The following is a 22448-nucleotide window of genomic DNA, read 5'->3' as shown; positions in this document are numbered from 1 at the left end:
GGGTGCTAGATGTCCGTCCTCGGCCGCCTCTCGACGTCCAGACTCCTGCCCGTCGTCGGTACCGCCTACCTCTTCTATCTGGCCTCGCAGCCCCCGCCGGCACGGTGGGTCGGACTGGCCTGTCTGGCCGTCGTGGTGCCGCTGGCTGTCGGGTGGGCACTGGGGCGGTACGCGGGCGTCGGGCCGTGGGCCGACCGCGAGGCCTGACCGTGGTGCCCGGCCATCTTCCGACGGCCGCTGGCCACGGGGCACGTCAGCGAGCGCTCCGATGGTTTTAACCGCGTGACCGCCCGAGACACGGATAATGGCTTTTGAGGACCTCCTGGAGGACCCGGTGATACAGAAGTACCTCCACGAGCTAGTCGGACCGAAAGGGATGCCGGTCGCAGCCGCGCCGCCGGACGGCGAAGTGACCGACGAGGAACTGGCCGAGGAACTCGGACTCGAACTCAACGACGTGCGCCGCGCGCTGTTCATCCTCTACGAGAACGACCTGGCGTCGTACCGCCGCCTCCGCGACGAGGACTCGGGGTGGCTCACCTACCTCTGGACCTTCGAGTACGAGAAGATCCCCGAACAGCTCGAGGAGGAGATGTACCGCCTGCTCGACGGCCTCGAGGAGCGCCGCGAGTACGAGCGGGACAACGAGTTCTACCTCTGTGAGCACTGTGGCATCCGCTTCGAGTTCGGCGAGGCGATGGAGTTCGGCTTCGAGTGCCCCGAGTGCGGGAACCAGATAGACGCCATGGAGAACACCCGCCTCGTCACCGCCATGGAGGAGCGCATCGAGGAACTCCGTGACGAACTGAACGTCGAGACGGAAGCCGAGGCCTGATGGTCGTCCTCGGAACCAAAGTGTACGTCACGGGCGACGCTCGTGACCGTGCGCTGGACGGCCTGCGGTCGCTGGTCGGGAACGAACTCGGCGACCTCGACGTCGAGTTCGACGTCGGCCACCGCGAGGACGACTTCCCGACGGTGACCGTCGACGGCCCGGACGCAACCGTCGCCCGGAACCTGCTGCGCGAGGAGTTCGGCGAGATGGTCCCGACCCACGAGGACGGCGAGACATACGTCGGCACGCTGGACTCGTGGGACGACGACGGGTTCGTCCTCGACGTGGGGTTCGGCCAGTCCGTGCGCATCCCGGCGGCCGGCCTGAACCTCGGACAGGGGTCGCCCGAGCAAATCCGCAAGCGGTTCGGCATCGTCCAGCACATGCCGCTCTGCTTCGTCGCCGGCGACGACCCGCGACTCGCCGACGAGGAGGTGGACCGCCTCTACGACTGGTCCCGCGGCAACGGTCGAGTGAACGCCAACAGCGTCACCCGGTCGAACGCCCGCGCGACGGTCAACCGGGCCGGCCACGCACAGGACATCGTGACCGTCGAACGCATCGGCCTGTTGGAACAGAGCATCGTCTGCGACCCGGACACCGATGCGCCCGGCCTCCTGTCGGACATCGGCCGGTTCATGCAATCGGAACTGCTCGCCGTCGTCCCCTGAGCTATGCACCGCCGCCACCTCGCTCTCGTCGGTATCGTCGCACTGGTCGCCCTGTCGGGCTGTAGCGGGCTGTTCGGCCAGCAGGACATCGACCAGAACCAGCTCAACCAGAACGCCACCTACGACTGGGACGTCCAGTCCAACGCGTCTATCGTGCTGGAGAAGTCCTCCTACAAGGCCGTCTACGACGTCCGGAACAACGACACCTTCGAGGTGTACGACCGCGACGGCCTCGGCCGGGAGCAGAGCATCCCCATACAGGCGCTCAAGTTCCGCTACGCGAACGGCACGGTCGTCACCGGGGCCAACTCGTCGATGAACGCCACCCGGAGCGGCGACCGGACCACCATCCGGTTCCCGGGCAACGTCACCGGGCAGGTCGCGTACAGCGCCCCGCGCAACGGGAAGTCCTACGCGACGCCGACCCACCTCGACGGCGCGACGTACCAGGTAACGATGACACCGGGCGCTCGGGTCGGCCTCCCACTGCTCTCACAGGTCAGTCCCGGGGGGTACGAGACGAGCGTCGACGAGGAGACGAACCGGATGACCGTCCGCTGGACACAGCCGATCGACGCCCGGCAGGTGAGCGTCAGGTACTACCTCGAACGTGACCTGCTCATCTTCGGCGGCCTCGCCCTCGTTGCCATACTCGTCGGCGGCGGCGGGACGCTGTACTACTACCGGCAGTTGCAGGCCGTCATCCGGAAACGGAAGGAGGCGGGCATCGACCTGGAGGAGGAGGACGACGACGACGACCCGCGGGACCGCGGCCCCCCGCCGGGGATGCGCTGAGGGGCGACCCACAGTATTTGTATCGGCGCGCCCTACCCCGGCGTATGCGCGTCGCGGTGGTCACGGTCGGAGACGAACTGCTCGCCGGAGAGACGGTCAACACGAACGCCGCCTGGCTGGGTCGCCAGTTGGCCGACCGGGGCGTCACCGTCGAGCGAACGACCGTCGTCCCGGACCGGACCGCCGACATCGCCCGCGTCGTCAACGAGTACCACGCCGAGTACGACGCCGTCCTCGTCACGGGCGGTCTCGGCCCCACCCACGACGACGTGACCATCGACGGCGTGTCGGCCGCCTTCGGTCGCGACGTGGTCGAGAGCGAAGAGGCGCTGGCGTGGCTCGAGGAACACGGCGGGTACACCCGCGACGACCTCACGGACGGGACCGGTGAGGTCCCCGAGGGGAGTCGCGTCCTGCCGAACCACGAGGGCGTCGCACCGGGGTGTGTCGTCGAACAGTGCTACGTGTTGCCCGGCGTCCCGGACGAGATGAAGCGGATGTTCGAGGAGGTGGCCGGGGAGTTCAGCGGCCAGCGACAGTACGTGCGGACCGTCGACGCCGCCGAACCGGAGAGCGCGCTGCTCGACCGGCTCGCCGACGTGCAAGAGCAGTTCCCAGTCAAGGTCGGGAGCTACCCCGGTGAGAACGTCACCGTCCGGTTCGAGGGGCCAGAGGAGGCCGTCGTCGAGGACGCGGCCGCGTGGCTCCGCGAGCGCGTCGAGTCGCCGGAGAGCGAGTGAGGCGATTCACTCAGCGGTAGAGGTAGCCGAGCCACAGCGCCGTCAGTACGAGGCCGCCGAGTGTGATGACCGCGCCGGCGGCACTGATGACGCCGGTCTGGACGTTCGCCTGCAGTAGTTCGAGCATACCGGCTCTTCTGTGGCGGGTGGCTTGAAAGACACGCTCCCGGGTGCCTTTTGCCGCCGGGTACCCAACCGACTGCCATGCGACGCATCGGTGTCGTGGTCAACCCCATCGCGGGCATGGGTGGCCGCGTGGGGCTGAAGGGAACCGACGGGAAGGTCGCCGAGGCACGGGAGCGCGGGGCCGAGCAGCGCGCACCGGACCGGGCGCGCGAGGCGCTCGACGCGCTTCGAGCCACGAATCGGGCGGTCGACCTGCTCACGTACGGTGACCCGATGGGGGCCTCGCTCGCCCGCGAGGCGGGGTTCGACCCGACCGTCGTCGGTCACCCCGAGGACCCGGCGGAGACGTCGAGCGAGGACACGAGAGCGGCCGTCCGGGCCTTCGTCGACCACGGCGTCGACGTCGTCGGGTTCGTCGGCGGCGACGGCACCGCCGTCGACGTGGCAGAGACCCTCGACGAACTGGACGACGAGACGCCGATACTCGGCGTCCCGGCCGGCGTCAAGGTGTACTCGTCGGTGTTCGGCGTCTCGCCCCGTGCGGCCGGGCGCATCCTCGGCACCTTCACGGAGACGGAACCCGCCGAGGTCAACGACATCGACGAGGACGCGTTCAGGGGCGGCGAGGTGGTGACCGAGCTGCGCGCCGTCGCCACCGTCCCCGTCGCCGACCAGCGCCAGTCGGCCAAGCAGTTGGGCGGCGGCACCGTCGAGACGCTGGTCGAGGGCGTCGCCGAGGTCGTCCGTCCGGGCGTCACCTACGTCCTCGGACCGGGCAGTACCGTCGGCGCCATCAAGGAGCGGTTGGGGTTCGAGGGGACGACGCTGGGCGTCGACGTCTGGCGGGACGGCGAACTCCTCGTCGCGGACGCCGCCGAGTCGGACATCCTCGACGCACTCGGGGAGGAGAACGTCATCGTCGTCTCGCCCATCGGTGGACAGGGGTTCGTCTTCGGCCGTGGGAACCAGCAACTTTCACCCGCCGTCATCCGCCGCTGCGACGTCGAAGTCGTGGCCTCGCGTCGGAAACTGGACGACATCGGGACGCTCCGTGTCGACACCGGCGACCCGGAGCTGGACGCCGAACTGGCGGGGTGGCTGAAGGTCCGCGTCGGACGGTACGAACGCCGCCTCGTCGAGGTCGTCGCCTGACAGACGTGGCACAGCGCCACGCCACACCAAGTGATTGTATTCGACTGCTCGCATTAATTGGTGTATAGTGAAGATTAAGGTCGATGGGCGATAAGAAAGGCCATATGGAAACGCGGAAAGTCCAGCGGCTGGGCCCGTCCACGCTCGCGATGACGTTGCCGGCGGAGTGGGCCAGCGCACACGACGTCGAGAAGGGCGACGAGGTGTCGCTCCGTATGGGTGGCAAAGGGACGTTGACCGTCATGCCGGAATCGGTCCAGACCGAGGAGTCCGAGGCGATAATCCACGCGGAGAACCTCAACGCCGACGCGGTCGAACGGGCCATCGTCGCTCAGTACGTCCTCGGTCGTCGCATCATCCACGTCGAGGCGCCCGAGGGACAGACCCTCGAGTCGGCCCACATCAACGCCGTCTACAACGCGGAGACGCAGTTGATGGGGCTCGGCGTCATCGAGGAGACCCCCCAGCGCATCACCATCCGGTGTTCGGTCGACCCCGAGGACTTCACGCTCGACAACCTGCTGGAACGGCTGGAGTCGACGGGGTCGACGATGCGGAACGAGGCCGTCAAGGCCCTCGCCCACGGGAACCCCGACCTCGCCCAGCGCGCCCTGAACCGGGAACGGCAGGCGAACAAGATATTCGTCCTGTTGCTGCGCCTCATCTTCACCTCCTACCAGAACCCCAACCTCGCACGGGCGGTGGGCCTCGACGACGGCTTCCCGCTCATCGGCTACCGCTCCATCGCGAAGAACCTCGAATTGACGGCCGACAACGCGGAGGACATCGCCGAGATCGCCCTCGAAGCGCCCGACCACGCGCTGGACGTGGACGGTTCGACGATGCGACGCATCCGCGACTTCACCGACGAGGTCAACGAGATAACCGCGATGGCCGTCCGGGCCGCCGTCGACCGCAACTACGACACCGCCATCGAGGTCAGCGAGGCGTACTCCGACATCGGCGACAAGGAACACGACATCCTCAACGACCTGCCGGAGATGGACAACGAGAGCCTGCTGCAGGTCCGCGAGGTCCTCGTCAGCCTCCAGCAGACCGCCGAGTACGCCGTCAGGAACGCCGAGATAGCGACCAACCTCGCACTGGACGAGGAGTCCGAGCACACGACCATCCAGTAAGACCCGGCAGGCCGATACAATTTATCGGGCGCTGCCGCGGTCCGACCGGGCCCCATGCGAGCTTCACATCCGGGTCGGAGTGACGCCGACAGCGAGGCGCTCCCGGTCGAGTCACTGGACGACCGCGGTCAGCGACCGAGTGCGAGGATTCCGTCGTCGTCCGTCTGTGTCTCCGTCGCGGTGGTGCTCTCGGTCTGGGTCGCCGTCGCTGTCGCCGTGGCCGTCTCCGTGTCGGTCGCCGTCTCCGTGCCGTCGTCACCCAGCAGGCCGTCGTCGGTCGCCGTCGCCGTCTCCGTAGGGGTCGGCGTCGCGGTCTCGGTCTCCGTCTCCGTGTCGCTCCCACCGTCCGCGGTCCCGTCGCCGCCCTCGACGGTCGCGTTCTCCCCCGTGGGATACTGCGCCTTGTTGCCGAAGATGTCCGTCTCGATGGTCTTCTCGTAGTCGATGGCGTCCATGTCGACGCGGAACTGCTCGCCGCCGCCCTCGAGGACGAGATAGAAGTCGATGTAGAGGTCGGTCACCTGGTTCCGTCGCAGGTGGGTGACCCACCAGCGGTCGAGGTTCCCGTTCTGGATGGCGGTGTCGGCCTCGATGGTCTCGGTCTCGCCCGGACCGATGGTGTAGCCGCGTTCGGTCTCACCCTCGCCGACGGCGACGTCGTTCATCGTGATCTCGTAGCCGATCTTCGAGACGGTGTAGGGGTACGGCTTCGGGTTGTAGACGGTGAACGCGAGGTCCATCGGCGTCTCTGCCTCCGTGAGGTTCGCGCGGTCCCACGACCCACGCGTCTCGTTGATGTACAGCACCGGGTCCGAGACGAGCGGTTGGCTCGCGTTCACCGGCCGCGTCTCCGTCGAGTTGAACTGACTGACGATGTCCGTCTCGATGGTCTCGTCCTGCGTGAGCGAGATGGACCGCCCGCCGAGCAGTGACGAGGAGACGTCCGCGTCGATGGTCACCTGCGTTGTCTCACCGTTCTCGATGTGGGTGTGCCACCACAGCGGTATCTGGCCGTTCCGCATCTCCGTCGAGAACGGGAGCGTCGTGTTGCCCGTCTCCAGCGCGAGGCCGCTCTTCTCGCCGCTGGCGATGGGGACGCCGTTCATCGCGACGCTGTAGTCGACCGTCGTCCCGCCGAGCCGGACCCCTATCGGGTTGGGGTTGGTCACCGTGAGGTTCGTGTGTATCGTCGTCGTCTCGTTCGAGACGCCGGCGAAGTGGTTGTCGACGGCGTCGACGGTCGGTGCGCCCACGAGACCGAGTGCGAACGCGCTACCGCCTGCGACGACGAGTCCCAGGACGACGAGCCCGAGCAGCTTCAGGCGACCCAGTCCAGACATTACACGCCGCTCTCTCGTCTGGCGGGATAGGTCCTGTGGCTGGCGACGGCCCGAATGAACTAAGTGGGAAACACGGAAACCCACTCGCATGGCGACTGAAGCGAAGACTGACATGGGAATCGGGCTCGGCGTCCTGTTCGGGGTGGTCGCCGTCGGTGCCGCAGTGCTGGCGGCCGTCAACAGCTACAACTACGCCATCCGGCACGCACAGGAACTCGACACGGGCGGCCTGCTGTTGAACAGCGGCGTGGGCTTCGGCGTGGCCATGCTCGCGGCGAGCCTGGCGCTCGTCGCGATACACGTCTACGACGCCTGACCGGCGTCGCGGACGGTCCCTGAAAGGAACGATTAAATCCGTTCGGCACGTACCACTTCTATGGTCGATTTCAGCGAGGAGGACAGACGCATTCTGGAGTACCTCCGGGAGAGCGTCTCGCGGGGAGAGAGTTACTTCCGCGCGAAGAACATCGCCTCACAGCTCGGCCTCTCCTCGAAGCAGGTCGGCGCCCGCCTGCCCCGGCTCGCGGAGGAAGCCGACGAGGTCGACATCGAGAAGTGGGGCCGTGCCCGGTCGACGACCTGGCGCGTGACGACCAGCTAGTCGGTGGATTCATTCCGGCGGAAACCTGAGCTACGTACATGACTGTCCGGGTAGAGCGGTCGATGACTGTGTCGGCACCCCCCGAGCGAGTCTGGGCGTTCATCGCCGACCCGGACCAGCGGGCACGCCCGATAAGCGTCGTCAAGGACTGGGAGGTCACGAGCGACGAGGAGGCGACGTGGCACATCTCGTTGCCCATCCCGATTATCGACCGGACCATCCGCATCGAGACGCGTGACGTAGAGCGCCGGGAGCCCGAGTACGTCCGCTTCGTGGGTCGCTCGAAGGTGATGCAGGTGCAGGGCGAGCACGAACTCGAACCGACGGACGACGGCGGGACCAAACTGACCAACCGGTTCGTCGTCGACGGCAAACTCCCCGGCGTCGAGCGGTTCTTCAAGCGGAACCTCGACGGGGAGATGGAGAACCTCGAACAGGCGCTGCGCGACTACCTCGAAGTCGAAGCATGAGACTCACGCTCGCCCAGATGACGGTCGAACCCTCGGCGGTGCGCGACAACGTCGACCGCGCCGTCGACGCCATCGGCCGCGCCGCCGCGAACGGTGCGGACCTCGTGGTCCTGCCGGAACTGTTCAACGTCGGCTACTTCGCGTTCGACAGCTACGCCCGACAGGCCGAGGGACTGGACGGAGAGACGCTCCGGACGGTCCGCGACGCCGCGGTCGAACACGGCGTGGCGGTCCTCGCCGGGAGCGTCGTCGAGGACCTCGCGGCCAGCGCCGACGCCGGCCTGGACGTGCCCGTCGCGGACGGCCTCGCCAACACCGCCGTCTTCTTCGACCGCGACGGGAACCGTCGCGCCGTCTACCGGAAACACCACCTCTTCGGGTACGGCTCCGCCGAGACCGAGCTGCTCGAACCGGGCCAGCGGCTCCCGACCGTCGACTTCGAGGGGTTCACCGTCGGGGTGACGACGTGCTACGACCTCCGGTTCCCGGAGCTGTACCGCAGGCTCGTCGAGGACGGCGTGACGCTGACGCTCGTCCCGAGCGCGTGGCCCTACCCCCGCGTCGAACACTGGGAGCTGTTCCCGAAGACGCGCGCCGTCGAGAACCAGATGTTCGTCGCGGCGGCCAACGGCGTGGGGTCGTTCGACGACGCGGAACTGCTGGGCCGGTCGACGGTGTACGACCCGTGGGGGACGGCACTGGCCAGTTCCGCCGACGACCCGACGCTGGTCGCCGCCACCCTCGACCCGGAGCGTGTCGCGGCCGTCCGCGAGGAGTTCCCGGCACTCGACGACCGTCGGACAGAGTTCCGATAGGTCCAGTCGCTGTTTCACACAAAACGCGTTTTGAGCGTTCGGCGGCACTATACGGCGGCGAAGACGATACGTAGTCGTCATGTCGAAGAAAGCACTGGTCGTCGCGCTGGCCGCGACGCTCCTGCTCGCCGGGTGTACGGGTATGGGCGGGTCCCCCGCCAGCGGCGACGGCGCCGAACTCGCGACCGGCGGCGGCGGTGACGCCGGGTCCGGACCGGCCGCAGAGGGAGCACAGCAACAGCGCGCCGACACGAGCGACGGCGGGTCCGGGAGCGTCCAGGTCGACGCCGCTGTCCAGCAACGGGCGATAATCAAGACCGGACGGATGGTCGTCGAGGTGGAGAACTTCTCACAGAGCCGTGCGGCCGTCGCCTCGCAGGCCCGACAGTACGGTGGGTACGTGAGCGGGTCCACCCAGCGGCTCCACCGCTCGGGCAACGAGACGTGGACCTCCGGCTACGTCGTCGTCAGGATACCCAACGAGCGGTACCAGTCGATGCAGGACGACGTCGCCGCGGAAGGCACGGTCCTGAGCGAGGAGACGAACACCGAGGACGTGACCGACCATCTGGTCGACCTGGAGGCGCGGCTGGAGAACCTGCGCCAGCGTCGAGCCCGCCTCCGGACGTTCTACGAGGACGCCAACGACACCGAGGAGCTGCTCCGCATCGAGGAACAGCTCTCGGACGTGCAGGGCCAGATAGAGCGGTTGGAGGCCAAGCAGCGCTCGCTCGAGCAGCGGGTCGCCTACTCGACTATCAGGGTGGAACTGCAGGAACCGGAACCGGGCATCAGTCAGATACGGACCCAGTACCACGAGCAGTCGCTGACGGCCGTCTTCCTCCGGTCCGTGACCGACGTCTACGTCTTCGGCCGGGCGACGCTGGTGACGCTGGCCGCGGCGGCGCCGTGGCTGGGCGTGTTGGCCCTGCCGGCGTTCGGACTCCGTCGGCTGCTCCGCGGCCGTCGGCTCCCCCTCGTCGGCGGTTCCGAGAACGACGGCGACGAGGCGATAGACGACGAGGAGCCCGCCAGTGACGAGGATGCACCCCCGACTGACACTGCCGAGGACGACGGGGGCGAGTCACCGACCGACGACGAACGGTAGCCGCCGGACACCGGGCCTTTTTTAACGTTCGCTCCGCAAGGATATTTCGCCGGCAAGGCGCTTTTCACGTCGATGCCGGTACAACAGTCCGTCTCGCTGCTCGGCCACATGGCGTCGCTCGTCCGCCAAAGGCTGTCCGGACAGCCTTTCACGTCACTCCTCGTGGGCGGCGCCCACTCGACCGTTCCTCTCTTCGACGCCCGGTGACGACGACCAGTCCGACGGCCCTCTCCTCAGCGCTCGGCTTCGCGCTGGAGCGCTCGCTCGAAGTGGGCGGCGGTGATGGTCACCTCGTCGGCCCGTTCGTTGGCCTCCGCCGGCCCCATCTCGTCGGCGGCCTCGCGGATGGCGAGCATCGACGCCTCGCGGACGACGGCCTCCAGTTCCGCGCCCGAGAACCCCTCCGTGTCGGCGGCCAGAGCGGAGAGCGAGACGTCCTCGGCCAGCGGTTTGCCGTCCGTGTGCACATCGAGAATTGCCTCCCGGGCGTCGTGGTCGGGGTTCGGCACTTCGACGTGCTGCTCGAGACGCCCCGGTCGGAGGAGGGCGTCGTCTATCATGTCCCGGCGGTTGGTCGCCGCGAGCACGACGAGGTTCGGGTTCTCGGTGATGCCGTCCAGTTCGGCGAGCAGCTGCGAGACGACCCGTTCGGTCACCTCGTTGCCCTGTCCGCGGTGGCTGGCGATGGCGTCTATCTCGTCGAGGAAGATGATGCTCGGCGCGGTCTGGCGGGCGCGCTCGAACAGCTCGCGCACGGCCTCCTCGCTCTCGCCGACGTAGCGGTCCATTATCTCCGGGCCGGCGACGTGGATGAAGTTCACGTCGCTCTCGCCGGCGACGGCGCGGGCGAGCAGCGTCTTCCCGGTGCCCGGCGGGCCGTACAGCAGGATGCCGCTGGGCGGGTCCGTGTTCGTCACGGAGAAGAGATCGCCGTAGGCCAGCGGCCACTCGATGGCCTCTGTGAGCGTCTGTTTGACCTCGCTCAGCCCGCCCACGTCGTCGAACGAGACGGCTGGCGACTCGGCCACGTACTCCCGCATCGCGCTGGGTTCGACCGTCGCCAGCGCCGCGTCGAAGTCGGCCTGTGTCACCTCCGCGGTCCCGCCGCTCGCCGCCTCGTCGCTGTCCTCGTCAGAGCGGTCGCGTCTCGCCCGCAACGCCGACATCGCGGCCTCCGTGGTCAGGGAGGCGAGGTCGGCACCGACGAAACCGTGGGTCTGGGCCGCGATGCGGTCGAGGTCGACGTCGTCTCCGAGGGGCACGTCCCGCGTGTGGACGTCGAGTATCTCCCGGCGACCGCCCTCGTCCGGGACGCCGATCTCGATCTCGCGGTCGAAGCGGCCGCCGCGGCGCAGGGCCGGGTCGACGGCGTCGACGCGGTTGGTCGCGCCGATGACGACCACCCGGCCCCGGTCCTCGAGGCCGTCCATCAGCGTCAGCAGCTGGGCGACGACGCGGTTCTCCATGTCCGCGTCCTCGTCTCGCGAGCCGGCGATGGAGTCTATCTCGTCGACGAAGAGGATGGCGGGGGAGTTCTCCTCGGCGCGCTCGAACGCCTCGCGCAGGCGCTCCTCGCTCTCGCCCTTGTACTTCGAGACGATCTCCGGCCCGGAGATGGTGTCGAAGTAGGCGTCGACCTCGTTGGCGACGGCGCGGGCGATGAGCGTCTTCCCGGTGCCCGGCGGGCCGTGGAGGAGGACGCCGCTGGGCGGGTCGATGCCGAGCCGTCGGAACTCCTCCGGTTCCGAGAGCGGCATCTCTATCATCTCCCGGATGCGGTCGAGTTCCTCGTCCAGACCGCCGATGTCCTCGTAGCTCACGCCCGTCTCCGTCTCTGCCGGTCTGGCGTTCGGCGCCTCGGTCGGCCCGGACTGCTCGTCGACCGTCGCGTTCCCGTCAGAGGTCGACTCCTCGATGCGCGGGAGGACCGAGACGTCGGTCTGGTCGGTGACCCGGACCGGTCCGTCCGGGTCCGTCGAGAGGACGCGGAACGTCCCGAGGCCGTCGATGTGGGTCCGTTCGTCGGCCTGCACCATCTGGTCGACCAGCCGCGTGCGCACCATGTGTTCGTACTCGTCGGTGCCCGGCAGCGGCTCCATCGGCTGGATGCTGATGGTGTTGGCCTCGGTGACCGAGCCGGCGCGAACCGTCACCGTGTCGCCGATGTTGACCCCGGCGTTGGCCCGCGTGTCGGAGTCGATGCGGACCGTCGACCCGTCGTCGTCGCCGGGCCACACCTTGACGACGGTCATCCGTTCGCCGTCGATGATGACCGGCGACCCGCTCAGCACGCCGAGGGTACTCCGCACGGACTCGGGGAGGCGGGCGATGCCGCGCCCGGCGTCGCGTTTGTGCGCCCCCTCGACAGTGAGTTCGACGCCGCCGTCGCTGGACCCGCTCATGCCGTCGGCTAGCCGTCCGGCCCTCTTGAGGGTTCCCGTTGTGTCGCGGGAAAACAATTTACGCACGGGCGTCGGACAGACGCACATGGTTGTCACTACCGAGCGCGACGAGATGACTTGGTACAAGTGCGAGACGTGCGGGCTGATGTTCGACGACCAGGACGACGCGCGGCAACACGAGGCCAACTGCGACGACGAGGACCCGTCGTACATCCAGTAGGACCCACGTCGCGCCGTCGCCCGGGGGCGTGCTGACGCGCGGTCCGGGAGCGGTGAGCGGGACCGGGCGACCGGACCCAGTCAGTCTTCTGCCGGGACGATCTCGTAGCTCCGTTCGCCCATCTCGTCCTCCTCGAAGACGAACACGCGGCCGTCGGCGACCTCGAAGTCCACGTCGACCTCGACGCGCATCTGGTGGTCCCGGACGGTCACGCCGGGGAACAGTTCGTCCTCCTCGCCGTCGGTCAGGATGACCCGGCCGACGCCGCTCTCCTCGATGATGTCGTCGTGGGTCCGCAGGTCGTTGACGTAGACGAGGATACCGGACGTCTCCGTCGGGTCGGTGACGAGGACGTGCGTGTCCTTGCCCGGCGCCGTCCGGATGCTCTCTTCGGCCTTCGCTGGGACCCCGCGGTAGAACGCGGTCCGCCCGTCGAGGTACTCGACTGCGACGCCGTCCTCGCTCAGTTCGACGGAGAGGGTGTCCGGCGGCACGTCGGAACGGTTGCTCATGCGACTGCCTTACCGACGCTGGTGCAAAAACGACCCGTTGTCGCCGTGGCCGGTTCCGCAGATGGTAAATAGCCGCGGACTGGAGAACTGAGCGATGGAAGGCACGGCAGCAGCACCCGCCGCAGGGACGGTCCTCAACGCGCTGGCGACCGGCCGCGGGTCGGCGTTCGCCATCGACGAGTACACCGAAGCCACCGTCGAGCTGTCGACGGAGGAGGAGGGCGTCACCGGCGAGGTGGCCGGCGTCCCCGACGCCGACACGCGCCTCGTCGAGCGCTGCGTCGAGTACGTCGTCGACGCCCACGGCGGACCCGAGGTCGTCGGGACGCCGCCGGTCGTCGGCGGCCACGTCCGCACGGAGAGCGAGGTGCCGATGGCCGCGGGCCTCAAGAGTTCGAGTGCCGCGGCCAACGCCACCGTGATGGCGACGCTGGACGCCCTCGACGCCACCGAGCGGATGACCCGGGAGGACATGGCGCGACTCGGCGTGATGGCCGCCCGCGACGTGGGCGTGACCGCGACCGGCGCGTTCGACGACGCCTCTGCGTCGATGCTGGGCGGCGTCACCGTCACCGACAACGACGCCGACGAGGTGTTGGCCCGCGACGAGGTGAACTGGGACGTGCTCGTCTGGACGCCGCCCGAGCAGGCGTTCTCGGCGGACGCGGACGTCGAGCGCTGCCGGCAGGTCGCGCCGATGGCCCGACTCGTCGAGGACCTCGCGCTCGACGGCGAGTACGCGCGAGCGATGACGGTCAACGGGCTCGCGTTCTGCGCCGCGCTGGAGTTCGACACCGAACCGCTCGTCGAGGGGATGCGCTACGTCGACGGCGTCTCGCTGTCGGGGACCGGCCCCTCGTTCACCGCCGTCGGCGAGCGCCCAGCCCTCGAGCAGATTCGAGAGCACTGGGACGAGCGGCCCGGGACGACGCTGCTGACCACGACACAGACGGAGGGAACACACACAGTATGAGCTCGAACACGAACCCCGAGGAGATGTCGTTAGACGAACTGCGCGACGAGATCCGCACCATCGACCGCGAGATAGTCGAGAAGATAGCCCAGCGGACCTACGTGGCCGACACTATCGCGCAGGTCAAGGCCGAGAAGGGCCTGCCGACCACCGACGAGGAGCAGGAACAGGCCGTGATGGACCGCGCCGGCGAGAACGCGAAGCGCTTCGACGTCGACGCCAACCTCGTGAAGGCGATGTTCCGCCTCCTCATCGAGTTGAACAAGGTCGAACAGCGCGAGAACCGGTAGCCGACCGCGCGGGCGGTCAGCCCCGACCGGCGGCTCAGGTTATCCAGGTCGCTCGAACCCAGACCCACAGTCCGAGCGCGTAGACGAGGTGATAGACAGCCAGCGGGACGGCCGCCGACCGGCCCACCGCTCGCCCAGCGGCGACGGTGACTGCCGCGAGCGTAGCGCCCAGTAAGAGCAGGCTCCACCCGAGCGTGACGACCAGCGCCTCGACGGCCCCCGGTGGGACACCGAGGAGGCCGAGGGCATAGAGCTCCAGTGCGACGAGGACCCCGCCGGCGACGGCCCCGTAGACGACGCCCGCCGAGAGGACGACCCACCGGGGGAGCCCCGTCAGGTCCGCCAGCCCTCGCCTCGACGCCGCCGTGGCCGACGTGGCGATCAGCGCCACGACCAGGCCGCCGAGCAGGCCGTTGAGGACCGTCGTCATCGCGGTTCGAGAGTGACCGCCAGCTCGTCGACGTAATGCGTCGCGTCACCCTCCCAGATGACGGCCGTCCCGACGGCCAGATACAGCGTCTCCGAGGCCAGTTCGGGCGTCGTCCACTCGAACGTGTACTCGCGCCAACCGTCGGCGAGCCAGAGCGGTTCCCGCAGGCCGCCGTATGGCGTCTGACCGAGTGCGCTGGTGTTGACGCCTGGGTGCGGGAAGTCCGCCTCGACCTCGGGCGGTTCGGGCCCGAGTCGCATCACCGCGTCCCGGACCGTGTTGAACGACTCCGACTCGCTCCATAGCTGTGCCGTCACGGTGGCGGTGTAGGCCCGCCCGGGAGTCACCGGGACCGGATGGACGGCCCAGGTCACGCCGTCGTCGTAGTCGCCCTCGTTCCAGATACGGAGGGACCGTTCGCCGGCGGCCGCCTCGTCGCTCGCGGTGTCTACCTCCCACTCGAACTCGGAGAGGTCCACCTCCGGCCCGATGGCTGCCCCGGTCTCCCAGTCGCCGAGGCCGTCCTCGAAGCCCTCTTCGAATGCCGGGCCGCTGTCGCCGCCGAGACAGCCGGCACCGGCGGCCACACCGGCAACAGCCCCGGCCCGGAGGAGGTCACGTCGTAACATACCCTATCGTGACAGCCGAGAGATATAAAGTCGAGGGCACGTCCAGCGGCGGCCGAATCGGGGTGCCAGCACGCCCGGGTCGGCGACACTCCGGGCACCGGGCTTCAGGGCGACAGGCGGCCGAAGAATGCGGGTGATTCCGGACCGGATTCAGTACTCCCACAGGCGATGCACCCGGTCCGCGATGTCGGGGTACTCCGCTCGAAGCGTCTCGACGCTCGTCTCACCGTCGAGGTTGACGACGTGGACCTCCCCGCGGCTACCGCCGTAGACGTCCTGAAAGTCGTAGACAACGCCGACGACGTCCACGTCGTCGGCCACGTCGTCGCTCTCGACGAGGAACTCCACCTGTCGGTCGACGTTGTACTCGACGAGGCGGTTGATGGCGCCCACCCTGTCCACGTCGTCCGGCAGCGCCTCGACGCCGCCCTCGAGGTGTGGTTTCAGGAGGCTGATGCAGTGTTCGATGCCCGGCGGTTCCGAGAGGCCGTCGGTCAGGTCGTCGTACGTGGCCGTGACGGCGCCACAGCCGGTGTGGCCGACGACGACGGCCGTCTCGGTGCCGGTGTGGGCCAGCGGATAGAGGACGTCGCCGGAGACCACCTCGCCCGCCTCGGTCCGCTGGACGACGCGATTGCCGATGTTACCACACGTAAACAGGTGTCCGGGGTCCTCGTTGCCGAAGATGGCGTCCTGCAACACGCGCGAGTCCGAGCAACAGACCGTGACGGCGTCGGGGTGCTGCGCGTCCTGCACGTCGTCGAACCGATCGGCGAACGTCGCGACGTGGCCCGCGTTCCCCTCGAGTAACTCGAGAAGCGTGGCGTTCATATGTCTCACCGCGACGCCTGTCGGTATAGTAGTTCCCTCTCGCGTAACCGCCTGGCCGGCGTCGACAGTATGAGCGACCCCCCGGTGGAGTATTAACAACCACTAACCGTCACATCGCCGAAGCGGTGCCCATGCCGGTACACGGTGACGCCCTCGGGTTGTTCCTCGGCGCGGTCGCGCTCGGCGCCGTCCACGGTATCGAACCGGGACACGGGTGGCCGGTCGCCGCCTCCTACGCCCTGGACCAGTCGAACAAGTGGCTCTACGGCCTCGCGGCGAGCGTCCTCATCGGCGTCGGCCACCTCGTCAGCAGCATCGCGATGGTGGCCGTGTTCTTCTACGCGAAGTCGTACTTCGAGCTGACGCAGGTCAACGAGCCCGTGGTGCTGGCACCGGGTCTCGAGATAGGTGGCCCCGTGAGCATCGTCGCCGGCGTCCTCCTGTTCCTCCTGGGTGTGCGTGAGTACCGAGGCGGCCACTCACACGGCCACGGCGGCGACGACGGGCACGGGGACCACACGCACGACGACGCCGGTCACGTCTCGAAGTTCGACGCCGGGCACACACACGGGGACGACGGCCACGGTCACGGACACGACCACACGCACGACGAGGGGGTGCTCGGGAGGCTGGCCGCCGGACTCCCGTTCGGCGGCGGCCACGACCACGGCGACCTCGACGACGCGACCGACCGCGGGCTCCTCGGCATCGCCTGGTTCGCCTTCCTGTTGGGGTTCGCCCACGAGGAGGAGTTCGAGATAATCGCGCTCTGTTACGGCTCGACGCACTGTCTCGAACTGATGTCAGCGTACGCGCTGACCGTCATCGTCGGCATCGTCGGCCTCACCCTGCTGTTGCTCGCCGGCTACCAGCACTTTGAGGAGACGGTCGAGCAGTACACGGGCTACCTCCCGGTGTTCTCGGCCGTCGTCCTCTGTGTCATGGGCCTCGGATTCGTGACGGGACTGTTCTGACTACGCCGTCGCGAACCGGTAGGTGTCGTAGCCGGCGTAGGAGACGAGGGCGACGCTCGCTGCGACGGCGGCGAGGCCGACGACCAGCCCGAGTCGCCAGTACGTCCAGAGACCGGCCCCGAGCAGTGCGCCGGCCCCGAGAAACAGCGCGGTGAGTCGGACCACGTGACGGCTGTCGGCGTTCACGCCTCTCCGTTCGCCGGACGCGGCCAAATAGCTTCCCGACGCGGGGACCGGCTCAACGGCCGGGGAGCAGTCCCTCGACCCGGTCGAGGACCGGCGACAGCTCCGTCGCGAGCGCCTGCCGTTTCAGCAGGACGAACCCCGTGAAGATGACCACGAAGCCGGCCACGTCCAGTAGTTCGAGCGTCTCGTCCAGCACGAGCCACCCCGAGACGGCGGCGAAGACCGGTGCGGCGTAGGAGACGAGGTTTATCTCGATGGCGCCGAGGCGTGCCAGCAGGTCGAAGTAGACGACGTAGCCGATGGCGCTGGCGAACACCGCGAGGTAGACGAGCGCGGCGACGCCGGCGAGGGAAAACTCGGCGTCTGCGAGCGCCTCGCCGGGCAGGCCGAAGCTGATAGCGTGGAGGAGGACGGCCCCGAGGACGTTCGACCACGCCACCATCCCCTCGGGCGAGATGTCGCCGTCGAGGCGCTGGACGAGCACGCTCCCGAGCGCGACGGAGGCCGCCGCGAGCAGCACCAGCGCGGGCCAGAGTGCCTCGCTCGCGAGCGTCGTCGACGAGTCCGGGCGCGCCACCATCGCGACGCCGACGAACCCCAGCAGGAGCCCGACGCTCCCGACGACCGTCAGCCGCTGGTCCGGGAGGAACAGGCGGGAGAACACCGTCGAGAGGATGGGGCTCATCCCGATGAGGATGGCCGCGACGCCGCTGGTGACGCCCGTCTCGCCGACGAAGAGGAAGGCGTTGTACAGCGCGATGATGAGCGTCCCTTCGACGACCAGAGTCAGCCAGTCCGCGCGGGTCCGCGGGAGCCAGTAGTCGCAGGTGACCGCGGCGTAGCCGACCATCAGGACCGCGGCGAGGTCGTACCGGATGGCGGCGAACAGTACCGGTGGGAACGCCTCGAGCCCGGCCTTGATCGCCATGAACGACGTGCCCCACACCGCGGCGAGGAGAACGAACAGCACTGCCGACCGTCGTTCGCTCATATCGAGGTGTACGACGGCGTCGTCATAACGCTGCCCATCTCGTCAGTCCAGGGCGCGCCACACCGTCGCCGAGAGGTACAGCGAGGCGAGGGCACCCACGGAGACGACCAGCCAGTACGTCGCGAGTCGGTAGACGATGACGCCGGCGGCGGCTACCTCCGGCGGGGCACCGGTCAACACGGCCAGCACGGCCGTGAGTCCGATTTCGGTCCCGCCCAATCCGCCCGGCGTCGGCAGCAGGGTCGCGAGGCCGCTCGCCGGGGTCAGGAACAGGGCCAGCCCGACGGGCAACGCCACGCCGACGGCGCCGAAGCCGAACAGGAGCGCGTAGGAGAAGGCTATCCACCCCATGACGGCGAGCGTCGACGCGAGGACGAGGCGGCGCGTGTCCCCCGTCGCCGCGCCGAAGGCCGCGAGGAACGACTCGACGCCGTTCGAGACGCGACGGGGCGCCAGCGAGCGGTGGACCCGCATCGAGACGCGGCCGACGGTGGCCCTGACGAGCGCGGCCGTCCGCTCGACGAGCGTCCCGACGGCGTGCCGGCGGTACGCGAGGACGGCCCCGCCGACGACGAGCGCGAAGACGACGGCGGCCAGCATCGCGAGCACGAGCGGACCGTCCAGGCCGGGGAGCGGACTGGCGAGCAGGGCGACAAGCCCCAGCGTCGCGACGCCGAGCGACCCCGAGAACACGAGCAGTTCGCTCGCCGTGACGGCGGCGAACACCTCGCGGAACTGACGGTCGAGGTCCTCGGCGAGCACGTACGCCAGAATCGCCGACCCGCCGACGTTGCCCAGCGGGAGGACCTGCTTTCCGAACGTGCCCGAGAGGTAGCCCAACTGCACGCGGTGGCGCGGGAGCGAGCCGTCGATACCGTTCACGATCGCGACCGTCGTCAGGCTCCAGCAGAACTGCGCGAGCAGCGACAGCAGCGCGGCGAGCGCGACGAACCGGAGGTCGGCGCCGGTCAGGGCGCCGACGGTCGCGGAGAGGTCCAGCGACAGGAACAGCAACGCGAACAGCGCGAGCGCGACGCCGGCACCGAGCGCCAGCCGTTCGTACCCCGCTCGTTCGGCCCTCGCAGTCGCCATCGAGTCACGTTGGAGCGCCTACGGGTATCAATCTACGGGCGCTCTCCGGGGTCGTACGTCTCCGCCAGCGCGTCCAGTGCCTCGTGGTGTTCGGTCGTGTGCGGCGCGGTGAGCGGGGAGACGCTCACTCGCCCGTCGACGACGGCCCGGCGGTCGGTGCCCTCGGGGTCCGGGATGTCGCCGTCGGCCATGTGCTCCCAGATGCGGTCGTGGAGCGTGACCGCGTCGCCGTCGCGGACGGCGTCCATCTCGTACAGCCGCGAGGGCCGTGTGACCTCGAGCGGCGCCGGCCCCCACTCGGCGACGGGCGCGTTCACGTTGAGGTAGTCACACTGCTCGAACACGCCGGCCCCGAGCGCGTGGTCGGCCAGGTACGAGGTGGCCCCGACGGCCTCCGCGTAGCTGTCGCCGTCGGCCTCGATGTCCGAGAACGCGGCGTCCTCGCGGACCGGGATGTACATCGAGACGGCGATGGCGGGGACGTCGAAGAAGGTCGCCTCGACGGCGGCACTCACCGTGCCCGACCGGCCCAGCACGTACGCGCCGAGGTTCGCGCCGCGGTTACAGCCGGCGACGACGAGGTCCGTCTCGGGGACCAGCGCCTCCAGTCCGGCGACGACGCAGTCCGCGGGGGTACCGTCGACGACGTACCCCATCTCGTGGTCCCGGACCTCGACCTCGTGGGAGATGGCCCGCCCGACGGCGCTCTGGTCCTCCGCCGGCGCCACGGCGGTCACGTCGCCGACCCCCGAGAGCCCGTCGTACACCGCTCGCAACCCGACGCTGTCGATGCCGTCGTCGTTCGTCAGCAGGATGGTCGGCTCGTCCATACGCCGTCTGGGGCCGTTGGCGAGAAAAACCCACTGCCCGGGCGCGACGCGCCGCCCGTCAGCGCGCCCTGTCGACCGTCGTCTCGCCGTCGACGACGACGTTGTACGCCCCCTCGTCGTCGTTCCAGAGGACCAGCGCGTTCCGCAGCGAGAGCAGGTCGCCGTAGTCGGCGTCCCGCAGGTCGTCGTTCAGCAGCGAGGGCTCGGTGACGACGGCGAAGTGGTCGACCCGCTGACTCCCGTCGCCGAGCAGGTACAGCGGGTTCGACTCCCCCTCCGAGAGGTCGTGGCTGAGCTTGACCGCCAGCAGGTTCACCCGGTCGGTGACGTAGCTCTCGGCGTCGGCCATCGGCGCGTGGGTGCCCCGGTCCGGCGTCATCTCGATGGCTCGCCGTCCGTCTTTCCGGAGGACGCTGTAGGCGTACTGCACGTCGACGTTGACGAACTCGCCGGTCCCGCCGGCGGCGTCGTCGAGCCGTCGCTGCATCGACGGGACCTCGAGGTCCGGCTTGCGGTCGAACGACCACGACTCGCTCTCGGGGGTCTGGTGAGGCCACAGGCGGACCGTCGGCCCGTAGACGCTTGCCGGACCGTCGTCGGTGACGGCCCGCTCTATCTCGCGCAGGCCCGTCGCGGTGTTCCGGTCGGCGGGCTCCAGCGCCACCACGGTCCCGTCGTCGGCCAGCGCATCGAGGTACCGTTCGAGTACGCTCACCGGGTCGTCGAGTTCGTTGAGGACGTTGCCGAACAGCACGAGGTCGAACGGCCCGTCCTCGGCGACGGCGGCCTCGAGGTCGAACGCCTCGGCCGTCTCACGGTGTATCGTGACGTCGACGGTCGGGCCGGGGTCCTCGAGCATCGTCTCGAGGACGTCCGCGGCGGCGCTCGGTTCGAGAGCGTGGTAGTCCACGAGCGCCTCGTCCGGCAGGAGGTCGAGCAGTCCCAGCGCCGGCCCGCCGACCCCGGCGCCGACGTCGAGGACCCTGAGTCTGGTGGGGAGCAGGCCCTCGGCGAGCAGGTCCGAGAGGACGTACTGGGTGACCGCGTAGTAGTCGGGCAGGTGGTAGACGGCGTAGCCGCGGGCGGTCAGGTCGTCGTAGGCCACGTCGTCGCGCCGGAGGTAGCGTTCCTTCACGTCGCGGATGCGCTCGCGGAGGCGGTCGCCGCTCTCGCCGCGCTCCCAGTCGACGCCGTAGGCGTCGGTGAGCAGGCTCTCGACGCGCCGGGCGTGCTCCTCGGGGAAGCGCTCGACGCCGTGGAACGGGCCCGCCGGGGAGAGCGGCCCTTCGGGCGCCGGCACGAACGTGCCGTCGTCCTGTTCGACGAGCGCGAGGTCGACGGCCTCCTCGCGGAGCACCTGCCGGACGACGGCCGGGTGGGGCTGGCCGTCGACGTACTCGAATATCTTCTCGGGGTCTATCGGCCGGACGTTCCGGAGGTACTGGGCGTTCTCGCGCACCTGCCGGCGCGTCTCGGGGTTCATGAGAGCTCCTCGTACAGGGCGGTGAACGCCTCCGGGTCGGCGTCGGCTATCTCTCTGGCGGCCTCGGCGACGCCGTCGGCGCCCTCGAAGGTGGCCTGGATGTCGGCGTAGACGTGGGCGTCGCCCCCGGTGACCTGTCCGACGAGGTCGTCGAGGCCGCCCGAGACCGGCGTGTGGAACCGGTCGGGCACGTCGTCGGCGGCCATCGCGTAGGCGAGGACGGCCGCGTGGGCGCCGGCCTGTACCGTCTCCATCGCCTCGTCGTGTTCGGCCGCCGTCGTCTCGAAGGTGTCGTTGCCGGCCGCCGCGATGGCCCCGAGGACCACGTCGACGGCGTCGCCGCCGGCGTCCGTGACTACGGCGACGTTGCCGGGGGCGTTCTCCGGCGCGAACAGGGGGTGGAGGCTCGCCCGACCGACGTCGGGGGCTGCCGCCTCCATCGCCGCGAGCGGGCCGGCCATACTCCCGGTCACGTCGACGACGGCCTCCGTCGCCAGCGGTGCGTACTCGCCGATGGCCTCCTCGGCGACCGGCATCGGCACGGCGACACAGACCACGTCGAATCCGTCGTCGGTGTCCCCGGGGACGGCGCGGCCGCCGACGGCGTCTGCCGCCCGGCGCGCCGCGTCCGCGTCGAGGTCCGTGAACGCGAGTGTCGCGTCGGCGTGGTCCCGGATGGTCCGGCCGAACCAGCGGCCCATGGACCCGGCGCCGACGACGAGACAGTTCATGCGACGAGCGTAGCCCGGCGCCTCTCAAAAGCCGTTCGGTCACTCCCGGCACGCCAGAATGTGTCGACTGACGAACGCAGCG

At 69.1% G+C, this 22448-nt stretch carries 28 protein-coding genes; 16 read left to right on the top strand and 12 right to left on the bottom strand.

What is annotated here, in order from left to right:
* The first annotated feature begins 9 nt into the window (after window positions 1–9).
* The 7 genes from ACV7GQ_RS07410 (at window position 10) to ACV7GQ_RS07380 (ending at window position 5458) form a co-directional block, all read left to right on the top strand.
* Window positions 10–207 carry a hypothetical protein gene (locus ACV7GQ_RS07410; protein WP_470312877.1) on the top strand — a complete coding sequence of 66 codons (198 nt, stop codon included), beginning with the start codon at window positions 10–12 and terminating at the stop codon, window positions 205–207.
* Between the two features lie 97 nt (window positions 208–304).
* A complete protein-coding gene (gene tfe / locus ACV7GQ_RS07405; protein ID WP_220618341.1) occupies window positions 305–835 on the top strand; it encodes a transcription factor E in 531 nt (176 codons plus the stop codon).
* On the top strand, window positions 835–1506 hold the full coding sequence (locus ACV7GQ_RS07400) for a DUF2110 family protein (RefSeq protein ID WP_470312876.1): 672 nt from the start codon (window positions 835–837) through the stop codon (window positions 1504–1506). Before tfe ends, ACV7GQ_RS07400 begins: the two co-directional genes overlap by 1 nt.
* 3 nt (window positions 1507–1509) lie before the next feature.
* The gene (locus tag ACV7GQ_RS07395) at window positions 1510–2301 is read left to right on the top strand and encodes a DUF5803 family protein (protein ID WP_470312875.1); all 792 of its coding nucleotides are present in this window, start codon (window positions 1510–1512) and stop codon (window positions 2299–2301) included.
* A 44-nt stretch (window positions 2302–2345) separates the two neighbouring features.
* Complete coding sequence (locus ACV7GQ_RS07390; RefSeq protein WP_470312874.1) at window positions 2346–3041, top strand: competence/damage-inducible protein A; 696 nt, start codon at window positions 2346–2348, stop codon at window positions 3039–3041.
* A gap of 204 nt (window positions 3042–3245) precedes the next feature.
* The gene (locus ACV7GQ_RS07385) at window positions 3246–4319 is read left to right on the top strand and encodes an ATP-NAD kinase family protein (RefSeq protein WP_470312873.1); all 1074 of its coding nucleotides are present in this window, start codon (window positions 3246–3248) and stop codon (window positions 4317–4319) included.
* A 104-nt stretch (window positions 4320–4423) separates the two neighbouring features.
* Window positions 4424–5458: a PhoU domain-containing protein gene (locus ACV7GQ_RS07380; RefSeq protein WP_470312872.1), complete on the top strand. Its 1035-nt coding sequence runs from the start codon at window positions 4424–4426 to the stop codon at window positions 5456–5458.
* 128 nt (window positions 5459–5586) lie between these two features.
* On the opposite strand, the gene ACV7GQ_RS07375 is transcribed toward ACV7GQ_RS07380, so the two are convergent.
* Window positions 5587–6798: an LEA/WHy family protein gene (locus ACV7GQ_RS07375; RefSeq protein WP_470312871.1), complete on the bottom strand. Its 1212-nt coding sequence runs from the start codon at window positions 6796–6798 to the stop codon at window positions 5587–5589.
* An 88-nt stretch (window positions 6799–6886) separates the two neighbouring features.
* Between ACV7GQ_RS07375 and ACV7GQ_RS07370 the strand changes: the two genes are divergently transcribed.
* The 5 genes from ACV7GQ_RS07370 to ACV7GQ_RS07350 all read left to right on the top strand — a co-directional run bounded on the left by ACV7GQ_RS07370 (window position 6887) and on the right by ACV7GQ_RS07350 (window position 9792).
* Window positions 6887–7114 carry a DUF7525 family protein gene (locus ACV7GQ_RS07370; RefSeq protein ID WP_470312870.1) on the top strand — a complete coding sequence of 76 codons (228 nt, stop codon included), beginning with the start codon at window positions 6887–6889 and terminating at the stop codon, window positions 7112–7114.
* 60 nt (window positions 7115–7174) lie between these two features.
* Window positions 7175–7399: a DUF7123 family protein gene (locus ACV7GQ_RS07365; protein ID WP_166970245.1), complete on the top strand. Its 225-nt coding sequence runs from the start codon at window positions 7175–7177 to the stop codon at window positions 7397–7399.
* A gap of 38 nt (window positions 7400–7437) precedes the next feature.
* The gene (locus tag ACV7GQ_RS07360) at window positions 7438–7869 is read left to right on the top strand and encodes an SRPBCC family protein (RefSeq protein WP_470312869.1); all 432 of its coding nucleotides are present in this window, start codon (window positions 7438–7440) and stop codon (window positions 7867–7869) included.
* The gene (locus ACV7GQ_RS07355) at window positions 7866–8684 is read left to right on the top strand and encodes a carbon-nitrogen family hydrolase (protein ID WP_470312868.1); all 819 of its coding nucleotides are present in this window, start codon (window positions 7866–7868) and stop codon (window positions 8682–8684) included. The genes ACV7GQ_RS07360 and ACV7GQ_RS07355 overlap by 4 nt, the downstream gene beginning before the upstream one ends.
* 79 nt (window positions 8685–8763) lie before the next feature.
* Window positions 8764–9792 (top strand): DUF4349 domain-containing protein, encoded by a 1029-nt coding sequence (locus ACV7GQ_RS07350; RefSeq protein WP_470312867.1) that lies wholly within the window; start codon window positions 8764–8766, stop codon window positions 9790–9792.
* Window positions 9793–10025: 233 nt separating this feature from the next.
* On the opposite strand, the gene ACV7GQ_RS07345 is transcribed toward ACV7GQ_RS07350, so the two are convergent.
* On the bottom strand, window positions 10026–12194 hold the full coding sequence (locus ACV7GQ_RS07345; RefSeq protein WP_470312866.1) for a CDC48 family AAA ATPase: 2169 nt from the start codon (window positions 12192–12194) through the stop codon (window positions 10026–10028).
* 85 nt (window positions 12195–12279) lie between these two features.
* Here ACV7GQ_RS07345 and ACV7GQ_RS07340 point away from each other — a divergent pair, with 85 nt between their 5' ends.
* Complete coding sequence (locus ACV7GQ_RS07340; protein ID WP_255491942.1) at window positions 12280–12414, top strand: DUF7128 family protein; 135 nt, start codon at window positions 12280–12282, stop codon at window positions 12412–12414.
* Between the two features lie 80 nt (window positions 12415–12494).
* Here ACV7GQ_RS07340 and ACV7GQ_RS07335 read toward each other — a convergent pair whose 3' ends face one another.
* Window positions 12495–12926 (bottom strand): DUF5796 family protein, encoded by a 432-nt coding sequence (locus ACV7GQ_RS07335; RefSeq protein ID WP_470312865.1) that lies wholly within the window; start codon window positions 12924–12926, stop codon window positions 12495–12497.
* A gap of 94 nt (window positions 12927–13020) precedes the next feature.
* On the opposite strand from ACV7GQ_RS07335, the gene ACV7GQ_RS07330 reads away from it, so the two are divergent.
* Both ACV7GQ_RS07330 and ACV7GQ_RS07325 read left to right on the top strand, forming a co-directional pair.
* Window positions 13021–13899 (top strand): shikimate kinase, encoded by an 879-nt coding sequence (locus ACV7GQ_RS07330; protein ID WP_470312864.1) that lies wholly within the window; start codon window positions 13021–13023, stop codon window positions 13897–13899.
* Window positions 13896–14189: a chorismate mutase gene (locus ACV7GQ_RS07325; RefSeq protein WP_470312863.1), complete on the top strand. Its 294-nt coding sequence runs from the start codon at window positions 13896–13898 to the stop codon at window positions 14187–14189. The genes ACV7GQ_RS07330 and ACV7GQ_RS07325 overlap by 4 nt, the downstream gene beginning before the upstream one ends.
* Before the next feature lie 34 nt (window positions 14190–14223).
* Here the strand turns inward: ACV7GQ_RS07325 and ACV7GQ_RS07320 are convergent, their stop codons facing one another.
* From ACV7GQ_RS07320 to ACV7GQ_RS07310, 3 genes are all read right to left on the bottom strand, one after another.
* Window positions 14224–14619, bottom strand: coding sequence for a hypothetical protein (locus tag ACV7GQ_RS07320; protein WP_470312862.1), 396 nt, complete (start codon window positions 14617–14619; stop codon window positions 14224–14226).
* Window positions 14616–15248: a hypothetical protein gene (locus ACV7GQ_RS07315; protein ID WP_470312861.1), complete on the bottom strand. Its 633-nt coding sequence runs from the start codon at window positions 15246–15248 to the stop codon at window positions 14616–14618. Before ACV7GQ_RS07315 ends, ACV7GQ_RS07320 begins: the two co-directional genes overlap by 4 nt.
* A gap of 150 nt (window positions 15249–15398) precedes the next feature.
* Window positions 15399–16079: a carbonic anhydrase gene (locus ACV7GQ_RS07310; RefSeq protein ID WP_470312860.1), complete on the bottom strand. Its 681-nt coding sequence runs from the start codon at window positions 16077–16079 to the stop codon at window positions 15399–15401.
* A 131-nt stretch (window positions 16080–16210) separates the two neighbouring features.
* Here ACV7GQ_RS07310 and ACV7GQ_RS07305 point away from each other — a divergent pair, with 131 nt between their 5' ends.
* Complete coding sequence (locus ACV7GQ_RS07305; RefSeq protein WP_470312859.1) at window positions 16211–17053, top strand: hypothetical protein; 843 nt, start codon at window positions 16211–16213, stop codon at window positions 17051–17053.
* Here ACV7GQ_RS07305 and ACV7GQ_RS07300 read toward each other — a convergent pair whose 3' ends face one another.
* From ACV7GQ_RS07300 to ACV7GQ_RS07275, 6 genes are read right to left on the bottom strand one after another with little or no spacing between them, the layout of a single operon-like run.
* On the bottom strand, window positions 17054–17239 hold the full coding sequence (locus ACV7GQ_RS07300) for a hypothetical protein (RefSeq protein WP_470312858.1): 186 nt from the start codon (window positions 17237–17239) through the stop codon (window positions 17054–17056).
* Between the two features lie 52 nt (window positions 17240–17291).
* Entirely contained in the window at window positions 17292–18230 is a 939-nt protein-coding gene (locus ACV7GQ_RS07295) for a DMT family transporter (protein WP_470312857.1), read from the bottom strand.
* Window positions 18231–18272: 42 nt separating this feature from the next.
* Complete coding sequence (locus tag ACV7GQ_RS07290; RefSeq protein ID WP_470312856.1) at window positions 18273–19322, bottom strand: flippase-like domain-containing protein; 1050 nt, start codon at window positions 19320–19322, stop codon at window positions 18273–18275.
* A gap of 32 nt (window positions 19323–19354) precedes the next feature.
* Window positions 19355–20152: a 5'/3'-nucleotidase SurE gene (gene surE, locus ACV7GQ_RS07285; RefSeq protein WP_470312855.1), complete on the bottom strand. Its 798-nt coding sequence runs from the start codon at window positions 20150–20152 to the stop codon at window positions 19355–19357.
* Window positions 20153–20210: 58 nt separating this feature from the next.
* The gene (locus ACV7GQ_RS07280; protein ID WP_470312854.1) at window positions 20211–21635 is read right to left on the bottom strand and encodes a small ribosomal subunit Rsm22 family protein; all 1425 of its coding nucleotides are present in this window, start codon (window positions 21633–21635) and stop codon (window positions 20211–20213) included.
* Window positions 21632–22366, bottom strand: a complete 735-nt coding sequence (locus tag ACV7GQ_RS07275) for a prephenate dehydrogenase (RefSeq protein WP_470312853.1) — start codon at window positions 22364–22366, stop codon at window positions 21632–21634. The genes ACV7GQ_RS07280 and ACV7GQ_RS07275 overlap by 4 nt, the downstream gene beginning before the upstream one ends.
* Window positions 22367–22448: the final 82 nt, after the last annotated feature.

This window comes from Haloarcula sp. MBLA0163 (assembly GCF_055632435.1).
This window is presented reverse-complemented; position numbering and strand designations above follow the sequence as displayed.

What these genes read in the sequence shown, in the direction of transcription:
- ACV7GQ_RS07410 (WP_470312877.1), top strand. Translation starts at nt 10, where the DNA reads ATGTCCGTCCTCGGCCGCCTCTCGACGTCCAGACTCCTGCCCGTCGTC.
- tfe (WP_220618341.1), top strand. Translation starts at nt 305, where the DNA reads ATGGCTTTTGAGGACCTCCTGGAGGACCCGGTGATACAGAAGTACCTC.
- ACV7GQ_RS07400 (WP_470312876.1), top strand. Translation starts at nt 835, where the DNA reads ATGGTCGTCCTCGGAACCAAAGTGTACGTCACGGGCGACGCTCGTGAC.
- ACV7GQ_RS07395 (WP_470312875.1), top strand. Translation starts at nt 1,510, where the DNA reads ATGCACCGCCGCCACCTCGCTCTCGTCGGTATCGTCGCACTGGTCGCC.
- ACV7GQ_RS07390 (WP_470312874.1), top strand. Translation starts at nt 2,346, where the DNA reads ATGCGCGTCGCGGTGGTCACGGTCGGAGACGAACTGCTCGCCGGAGAG.
- ACV7GQ_RS07385 (WP_470312873.1), top strand. Translation starts at nt 3,246, where the DNA reads ATGCGACGCATCGGTGTCGTGGTCAACCCCATCGCGGGCATGGGTGGC.
- ACV7GQ_RS07380 (WP_470312872.1), top strand. Translation starts at nt 4,424, where the DNA reads ATGGAAACGCGGAAAGTCCAGCGGCTGGGCCCGTCCACGCTCGCGATG.
- ACV7GQ_RS07375 (WP_470312871.1), bottom strand. Translation starts at nt 6,798, where the DNA reads ATGTCTGGACTGGGTCGCCTGAAGCTGCTCGGGCTCGTCGTCCTGGGA.
- ACV7GQ_RS07370 (WP_470312870.1), top strand. Translation starts at nt 6,887, where the DNA reads ATGGCGACTGAAGCGAAGACTGACATGGGAATCGGGCTCGGCGTCCTG.
- ACV7GQ_RS07365 (WP_166970245.1), top strand. Translation starts at nt 7,175, where the DNA reads ATGGTCGATTTCAGCGAGGAGGACAGACGCATTCTGGAGTACCTCCGG.
- ACV7GQ_RS07360 (WP_470312869.1), top strand. Translation starts at nt 7,438, where the DNA reads ATGACTGTCCGGGTAGAGCGGTCGATGACTGTGTCGGCACCCCCCGAG.
- ACV7GQ_RS07355 (WP_470312868.1), top strand. Translation starts at nt 7,866, where the DNA reads ATGAGACTCACGCTCGCCCAGATGACGGTCGAACCCTCGGCGGTGCGC.
- ACV7GQ_RS07350 (WP_470312867.1), top strand. Translation starts at nt 8,764, where the DNA reads ATGTCGAAGAAAGCACTGGTCGTCGCGCTGGCCGCGACGCTCCTGCTC.
- ACV7GQ_RS07345 (WP_470312866.1), bottom strand. Translation starts at nt 12,194, where the DNA reads ATGAGCGGGTCCAGCGACGGCGGCGTCGAACTCACTGTCGAGGGGGCG.
- ACV7GQ_RS07340 (WP_255491942.1), top strand. Translation starts at nt 12,280, where the DNA reads ATGGTTGTCACTACCGAGCGCGACGAGATGACTTGGTACAAGTGCGAG.
- ACV7GQ_RS07335 (WP_470312865.1), bottom strand. Translation starts at nt 12,926, where the DNA reads ATGAGCAACCGTTCCGACGTGCCGCCGGACACCCTCTCCGTCGAACTG.
- ACV7GQ_RS07330 (WP_470312864.1), top strand. Translation starts at nt 13,021, where the DNA reads ATGGAAGGCACGGCAGCAGCACCCGCCGCAGGGACGGTCCTCAACGCG.
- ACV7GQ_RS07325 (WP_470312863.1), top strand. Translation starts at nt 13,896, where the DNA reads ATGAGCTCGAACACGAACCCCGAGGAGATGTCGTTAGACGAACTGCGC.
- ACV7GQ_RS07320 (WP_470312862.1), bottom strand. Translation starts at nt 14,619, where the DNA reads ATGACGACGGTCCTCAACGGCCTGCTCGGCGGCCTGGTCGTGGCGCTG.
- ACV7GQ_RS07315 (WP_470312861.1), bottom strand. Translation starts at nt 15,248, where the DNA reads ATGTTACGACGTGACCTCCTCCGGGCCGGGGCTGTTGCCGGTGTGGCC.
- ACV7GQ_RS07310 (WP_470312860.1), bottom strand. Translation starts at nt 16,079, where the DNA reads ATGAACGCCACGCTTCTCGAGTTACTCGAGGGGAACGCGGGCCACGTC.
- ACV7GQ_RS07305 (WP_470312859.1), top strand. Translation starts at nt 16,211, where the DNA reads ATGCCGGTACACGGTGACGCCCTCGGGTTGTTCCTCGGCGCGGTCGCG.
- ACV7GQ_RS07295 (WP_470312857.1), bottom strand. Translation starts at nt 18,230, where the DNA reads ATGAGCGAACGACGGTCGGCAGTGCTGTTCGTTCTCCTCGCCGCGGTG.
- ACV7GQ_RS07290 (WP_470312856.1), bottom strand. Translation starts at nt 19,322, where the DNA reads ATGGCGACTGCGAGGGCCGAACGAGCGGGGTACGAACGGCTGGCGCTC.
- surE (WP_470312855.1), bottom strand. Translation starts at nt 20,152, where the DNA reads ATGGACGAGCCGACCATCCTGCTGACGAACGACGACGGCATCGACAGC.
- ACV7GQ_RS07280 (WP_470312854.1), bottom strand. Translation starts at nt 21,635, where the DNA reads ATGAACCCCGAGACGCGCCGGCAGGTGCGCGAGAACGCCCAGTACCTC.
- ACV7GQ_RS07275 (WP_470312853.1), bottom strand. Translation starts at nt 22,366, where the DNA reads ATGAACTGTCTCGTCGTCGGCGCCGGGTCCATGGGCCGCTGGTTCGGC.